Annotated in this window: 1 protein-coding gene; it reads right to left on the bottom strand. The window is 31.0% G+C overall.

From position 1 onward, the window contains the following. Positions 1–22: 22 nt before the first annotated feature. Positions 23–591, bottom strand: a 569-nt coding sequence (locus tag HH304_RS21115) for a hypothetical protein (protein WP_169685286.1), incomplete at its 5' end; no start/stop codon positions are given.

The raw sequence follows: 591 nt of genomic DNA, 5'->3' as shown, positions 1-591 counted from the left end.
TTTAATGCATTTTTACATAGTGTTAGCTGTTTCTTTTATTTTTTTGTTCAATATGCAGATATTTCCAGTTATGATAATCCAGACCTAAATCGTTATTCCAGCCTTCTGACCTGTAAAAATCATAGATGAAGTCATGGTTAATTAAATCGCTATCCATTCCTAAATTGACTTTTTTCAAGACTTCACTTTTCGCATTTTCAACTCCCAAATTATCAGCTACATAAATTCTATCAACTGAATATGAATCGTCATCATGTGATTTATAGTAAAAGTACCTTTCAAAAAAAGACAATTCTAATTGTCCGTTTTGAAACTTGGCAAGCCTGCCTTCCCCAGAAGTTGATTGGTAATAGCCTAATAAGATAGTCGTCTTAAGTGATTTAGAAATACGTCTCAATATTTCATCATAAAAGTACAGATTGCCATTAAAATCAAATTCAATTTCCATCCAATCTGTAGACTGGTTTTTTGTCAAAATTATAGTTGTGTTTTTTTCCACAGAAGAGTTATCATCATGTGGTAAATTATAAAACCATTCTTTTCTTGTATCCAACCACAATTCTCTACCTATTGGCAAGTTGTTTTTCAACT

This window comes from Marinigracilibium pacificum (genome assembly GCF_012926615.1).
In the GTDB taxonomy this organism is placed as follows: Bacteria; Bacteroidota; Bacteroidia; order Cytophagales; family Cyclobacteriaceae; genus Mangrovivirga; species Mangrovivirga pacifica.
Note: the sequence above shows the minus strand (reverse complement) of the source record. Positions and strands in the feature narration are given on the sequence as shown.